Origin of the sequence: Anaerostipes sp. Marseille-Q3525 (assembly GCF_018223505.1) — a bacterium.
GTDB lineage: Bacteria > Bacillota > Clostridia > Lachnospirales > Lachnospiraceae > Anaerostipes > Anaerostipes amylophilus.
Window position 1 is genome coordinate 1 of the sequence record NZ_JAGTTT010000054.1, and the last position, 5,965, is coordinate 5,965.

At 35.3% G+C, this 5,965-nt stretch carries 6 protein-coding genes; 4 read left to right on the plus strand and 2 right to left on the minus strand.

Annotated elements, in window-relative coordinates:
* The 4 genes from KE503_RS13895 to KE503_RS13910 all read left to right on the plus strand — a co-directional run.
* On the plus strand, positions 1-372 hold a 372-nt coding region (locus KE503_RS13895; protein ID WP_249183085.1), incomplete at its 5' end, for an AAA domain-containing protein.
* Between the two features lie 444 nt (positions 373-816).
* A complete protein-coding gene (locus KE503_RS13900) occupies positions 817-1,233 on the plus strand; it encodes a hypothetical protein (RefSeq protein ID WP_212385635.1) in 417 nt (138 codons plus the stop codon).
* Positions 1,234-1,250: 17 nt separating this feature from the next.
* Positions 1,251-1,433 carry a TIGR02679 domain-containing protein gene (locus KE503_RS15100; RefSeq protein ID WP_442859956.1) on the plus strand — a complete coding sequence of 61 codons (183 nt, stop codon included), beginning with the start codon at positions 1,251-1,253 and terminating at the stop codon, positions 1,431-1,433.
* A gap of 12 nt (positions 1,434-1,445) precedes the next feature.
* Positions 1,446-3,917 (plus strand): leucine-rich repeat protein, encoded by a 2,472-nt coding sequence (locus KE503_RS13910; RefSeq protein ID WP_212385637.1) that lies wholly within the window; start codon positions 1,446-1,448, stop codon positions 3,915-3,917.
* 105 nt (positions 3,918-4,022) lie between these two features.
* Here the strand turns inward: KE503_RS13910 and panF are convergent, their stop codons facing one another.
* Together panF and KE503_RS13920 are read right to left on the minus strand one after the other, a co-directional pair.
* Positions 4,023-5,510 (minus strand): sodium/pantothenate symporter, encoded by a 1,488-nt coding sequence (gene panF, locus KE503_RS13915; protein ID WP_022375082.1) that lies wholly within the window; start codon positions 5,508-5,510, stop codon positions 4,023-4,025.
* A gap of 1 nt (position 5,511) precedes the next feature.
* The gene (locus tag KE503_RS13920) at positions 5,512-5,778 is read right to left on the minus strand and encodes a YhdT family protein (protein WP_212385639.1); all 267 of its coding nucleotides are present in this window, start codon (positions 5,776-5,778) and stop codon (positions 5,512-5,514) included.
* Positions 5,779-5,965 lie beyond the last annotated feature (187 nt).

Below are 5,965 nucleotides of genomic sequence, written 5' to 3' on the forward strand. Positions count from 1 at the left end.
AAAATGACAGATGGAAATATTGAAACATCTATGCGAATTAATAACACAAATAAAATAGACTTTAACAAAATGAAGTATCATTCAGGTCAGATGGGTGGAGAATACCCTCTTTCACCATCACAAAGAGAGGCAATCAGTTGTTTTAGCGAAATAAAGAATGGTGAGGTATTAGCTGTAAATGGTCCTCCAGGAACGGGGAAGACAACTTTATTACAATCAATTGTTGCAAATATGTATGTTAATGCAGCTCTCAAAAAGGATAAAGCACCTGTTATTGTAGCAACATCAACAAACAATCAGGCAGTAACTAATATTATTGATTCGTTTGGAAGTATTAATGAAATAGGAATTAAAAATTTAGAAAAAAGATAGATTGCAAGTGCTAAAAGTTTTGCTGTTTATTTTCCAGTAGCAAGTAAAATGAATGATGAGAAATTAAAAAAATATCAGTGGACAGATGTTTATAAGTCACAATAGAATAAAGAGCCAGAATTTAGCTTTGCAGGCAAAACCGCAGAGAAAATCCACTGGCTGTGCCTGTGATCAAACGACCAAAAAATTTCATTGTTCAAAGTCAGATAAAGATACAAAAATTGAAGCTATGATGTCTTTATGATACAATGCAACACGTTTGGATGTTTTTATGGAAGTAAAACAGAACCTTATAAAATACCAGAAGCTTCTTATGAAATTACAATTACAACATCAGACATATTTGAACAAATTATCCTTAATAAAAGGAAAAGAGGGATACGCACAGGAAATTGAAGCATATATAGATGAGGTTTTATATGATAAGGGGCAGGCTGAAAGACAATGTCGAGAAATCTTTCAAAACTACCTTTTGAGATAGAAAAATCCGTTGAGGAAAGTACTTCTTTAAGAAAAGATCTGGAACAATTAAAGCAGGAGCAGGAAAAGAAAAAAGAAGATTACGATCGTCAGGGAAGAATTGTTGAATTTCTAAAAGAAATATTTTACATGGAAGCAAAACAGGAGTTAGTTATCTTTGATGTAGAACCGGAAGAAAGAACAGAAAAATGGATGCAACAATTACCTGACAGAGTTTGCAAAATATATCGGGAAATCGCTGAGAGAAGGACACAAAATGACACATTTGCACTGATTCAGGAAAATTTCCAAAAGAATAAAGTGTATCTCCATGAATATTTTCCAACGATTCACACTGTATTTGATGATATTTTGGAATCATATTTTGGAAGGTACTTTTAAAGCATATAGAACATGGAATAACAAAACTTCCAGTCTTTTGTAGTAAAAAAGAGAGGCTTGCTGTATATGCAGCACAAGTTACGGGAGATCCTCATTTCTTTGATTCTAATACGTTTGCTGAGTTACTTTTATTTGATTTTATAACTTATCATTTTCATACAAATAATGAGGAAAGTATATTGGAAAGTTACGAATTATAAAGGAGGAAAAGTATGATAAAGAAACAACTAACAACCATTTTTCTATCATTGGCACTAGCTGCCACAACTGCATTTCAGCCAATTTCCATATCGGCAGCAGACAATCTAAGAACAGAAACAAAAATATCATTACAAGACAGATCAAAAAAGCAATCGACAAAACCAATAGGTTATACCTTTGAAAGCAAACACATCAGCACATCCTCAAAAGCGAAAGGCAAAGGTGCTACAAAAGCTTCCAGTGTAGATTCCATGACTTATACATGGGATGAAAATACCCAGACACTTCGAGTCAGCGGAAGAGGTAAGGTTGTTGGGAATTATGATAATAGAAATGATTTAGCACAATATCAGAATCAAGCTAAAAAAATCATTTTGGAAAAGGGTATTACAGAGATTGGGAAAAATGCATTTGCACAGTTTTATAATCTTTCTGAGATAGAATTTCCATCGACATTAACAAAGATTGGTGAAGCTGCATTTTTGGAGTGTGATAAACTTACAAGTGCAACATTGCCAACTTCATTAAAAGTGTTAGATAGGGCAGCGTTTGCGAATTGCTCTGCACTTGTGAATGTAACTATTCCATCTCAATTAACAACAATGAGAGATTATGCATTCCAAAGATGTGCGATCAAAAATATTACAATTCCAGCAACGCTAAAAACTTTTTCAGAACTTGCATTTTTTGAATGTTATGATTTTCAGAAGATTGAAGTAGCATCCGGGCATCCTTCTTATAGCACAAGGAATGGAGTTTTATTCAATAAAAATAAAACAAAACTGATTTTATATCCAGTTGGAAAGCAGGCCGCATCTTATCAGATTCCAAATTCAGTAAAAGAAATTGGAAAGAATGCGTTGAATCATGCAAAGGTTGGAAAAATAGTGATTCCAACGAGTGTGTCTACAATTGGTGAAGGAGCGTTTGCGGGTGCTACTATTACAAGCCTGAATATTCCGAATTCTGTAAGGTCAGCAGGTTATTATATCTGTGAAAAGTGTACACAGTTAAAAACAGTAACTTTTGGAAATGGACTTACAACAATTCCATATAGGATGTTTTATAAATGTGTTTCATTAACAAGCGTATCTATGGGAAATAATATAAAGAAGCTGGATGGGCTTGTATTTGGTTATTGTTCATCACTAAAACAGATTAAAATTCCAGATAGCGTAACTTCCTTGGAAGATGGATGTTTCGGGGAGTGCTCTGCATTGACAACCATCAATTTTCCAAAGAATTTAAACGAAATTGCATACCAGACATTTTTCAATTGCAAGAGCCTTACATCCGTAACATTTTCAAATACGTTACAGATGATAGGAAGTCTTGCTTTTTATGGAACAAAAATTAAAAAAGTGAGGATTCCAGCTTCTGTAATATATGTTGGAAAACAAGCATTTCCAGCAGAAGCAGTGATTGAAGGGTTAAATGGACTACAAAAAATCGAAGATGGTTCTTATATGAGGATGGAGAAGCTGCCGATTAAAGTAACATACGATTATAAAGCAGCATTTGATATTGTAAAAAGAGTCAATAGTGAAAGAAGGAAGAAAGGATTAAAAGCACTTACCATGGATCGTCGTATGATCAAGGGATCTATGATTCGTGCGGCTGAACTTGCAATAGCATTTTCTCATATACGTCCATCAGGAAGATTTTATTATAGCGTATGTTACGATAGCAAACTTGGATATATTACGAGTGGAGAAAATATTGCTGCAGATCAGACAAGCAGCAGATCCGTCATGACTTCATGGATGAATTCAGATGGACATAGAGCTAATATTCTTACAGATAGATATACTGGAATTGGTGTTGGAGCGGTTAAGGTAAATGGCATATGTTACTGGGTACAGAACTTTTCAACAGCCGCTGTAGATGCAGCAGAAGAATCTTCTTACAAAAACAACACTGCAACAACTAATATAGAAGTTACAAAAGCTCAGATAGGATATTTATTTTCAGTAAATCCAATAAATTCATTTAGTTTAAAGAATGGAACTTCTAAAAATATTTCCTATAGTATATACAATCATTTTGTCAATGTACCATTGATTTCAAGTGAAATGAAATACAAAGTTTCTTCTCCATCGATATGTAAAGTATCGGCTTCTGGTAAAATAACAGGGTTAAAAGCTGGAAAAACAAGTGTTACGATCACACCAAAACAAGCTCCATCGTTTGCCAAAACGATTACGATAACGGTAACAGATACTTCCCTTGGGAAAGTAACTTGGGGCAAATGTAAGAGATCTTCGAAAACAGTTCAGTTACAGTGGAAGAAAGTAAGCGGTGCAACCTCCTATCAGGTATATCGTTTTAAAGGTAAAAAATGGGTAAGAGTAACAACGACCAAGAAAACAAGTTATAAGTATAAGAAAGCACCAAAGAATGGATCTTATAAAGTACGAGCTGTAAAAACGTCTGGAAAGAAAAAGATATATGGAGCTTTTTCTAAAGTAAAGAAAATTAAATAAACAAAAAGCCTCTGTGTATGATGTTAATAAAAAGTTTGAAACATCACACAGAGGCTTTTTATTATATTATTTATTGATATGTTTTGAATTCAAGTAATCCAAAATCTAGAAACAATTCTTAATAATATCTTCATCAAGTCCATTCTTGCAAGTTATATTTCCTATTACAAAATACAAGATTCCACCGGCAAGAAGTCCCCATACAACGGCATTGATTCCTGCGATCTGTACATTATAGTAACAAAATACATAAGTGATCGCTGCTCCAATAGAACTAAAGACGGCTGCCTGTTTTGTTCCTTTCTTCCAGAACAATCCACCAACTAAAGGCCAGAAGAAACTGCATTCCAGACCACCCAAAGCAAACAGATTCAGGAAGAAAATGATATCAGGTGGATTGATCGTAAGTAAGATGACGATCACACCGAATGCAAATGTAACAAGTGTACTCATCTTTCCAACATTTTTGTTATAAGATTTAATTTTCACAGGATCATCTTTGACAACATAGTTACGCCACAGATCTTTTACAATTGCTGCAGAAGCAAGGATCAAAAGAGAATCAGCAGTAGACATAACAGCAGCCATAGGTGCTGCAAGGAATGTTCCAGCTAATCCAACGGGCATGATCTTCTGAACAATATACGGAATAAAATAATCAGAAGTTGGAAGATTCTTTGTATCTACCAGTGCACCTGCCCATGTACCAGCCATATGCATACCAACGATGATAAAGCTACAAGTAACCGCACCAATCCACATCGCAGAATGAAGACTCTTTGTATTTTTAAATCCCATAGAACGAACAGCGGTCTGTGGAAGTCCAAGAGTACCAAATCCTACAAGAATCCAGAAACTAAGCAAAGTTCCGGGACTATATTTTGAAAATAGATCATTATATACACCAGGTAGATTCTGTGCAAGTCCAGCATCAATACCAGCAAGTCCACCGCCAGCTTTTAATACGAAGAATAAAAGCAAAAATGTACCGACACACATGATGATTCCCTGAATCGTATCTGTGATCGCAACAGCACTGAAACCACCGAAAGATGTATAGATGATAACAACTGCACCAAAAATCAATAAAGAAACGACATGATCAAGTCCTGTGATGGAAGAGATCAAAGTTGCTCCACCAGTAAACTGTCCGATCATCTGTGCCATAAAGAAGATAACCATAAGCAAACTGGTTACGATAACCAATACATCACTTTTATAACGGGCTTTTAAATAACCGACAACAGTAACGGCACCGGTTCTTCTTGAAACTAAAGCCAGTTTATTACCAAGAACACCAAGTACCAGAAATGTAATCGGAACCTGTACGGTAGCGATCCATGCCTGTGCATATCCGTAAGTAAGACCAGCAGCTCCAGGTCCGGAGATAAAGGAACTTACAGAAGTATAAGTTGCCATGGTTGTCATTGCTAAAAGAAGTCCATTCATATTTCTTCCACCGATAAAGAATTTTTTCTCAGAAGAAGTATGCTGTTTTTTATTCTGACGTTTACTAAAAATGATACCGATCGCGGCATTTAAAATGAGGTAAACGATAAAGATCATAAGAATGATTTTCTGATTTGCTGACATTTTATTCTTCTTCCTCCTCTTCATCATCATAATCGAAGTTAATAAATACATGTTTTAATAAGTACCAGACACCGATCAAAGAAAGTATGATCGTTCCGAAAGTTGATACGCTAAACCATGCTGGCATTCCTAGAAAATAAAGACCAGTACCATTTAATAAAAATGCACTGGCAATATGCCAAGCACAGCAGATCAAAACAACGATCAGTGTTCCACGGATTTCACGCATACACTGTTCGTGTTTCTCCTGTCTTGTTAATTTTTTCATATTTATATTCCGCCTTTCTGCGCAAGGCACCAATGTGTCATGAAACATATTGGTTAACCTTCACTTTTTACTTTTTATTCTCATTACCTCTGATATTATTTATCTATAAGACTGACATACTACAGAACACGTGGAGGTGAGTGGCGGGGGTGGATAACGGCGACCCCCCCACTTTTTTTTTTGTTGG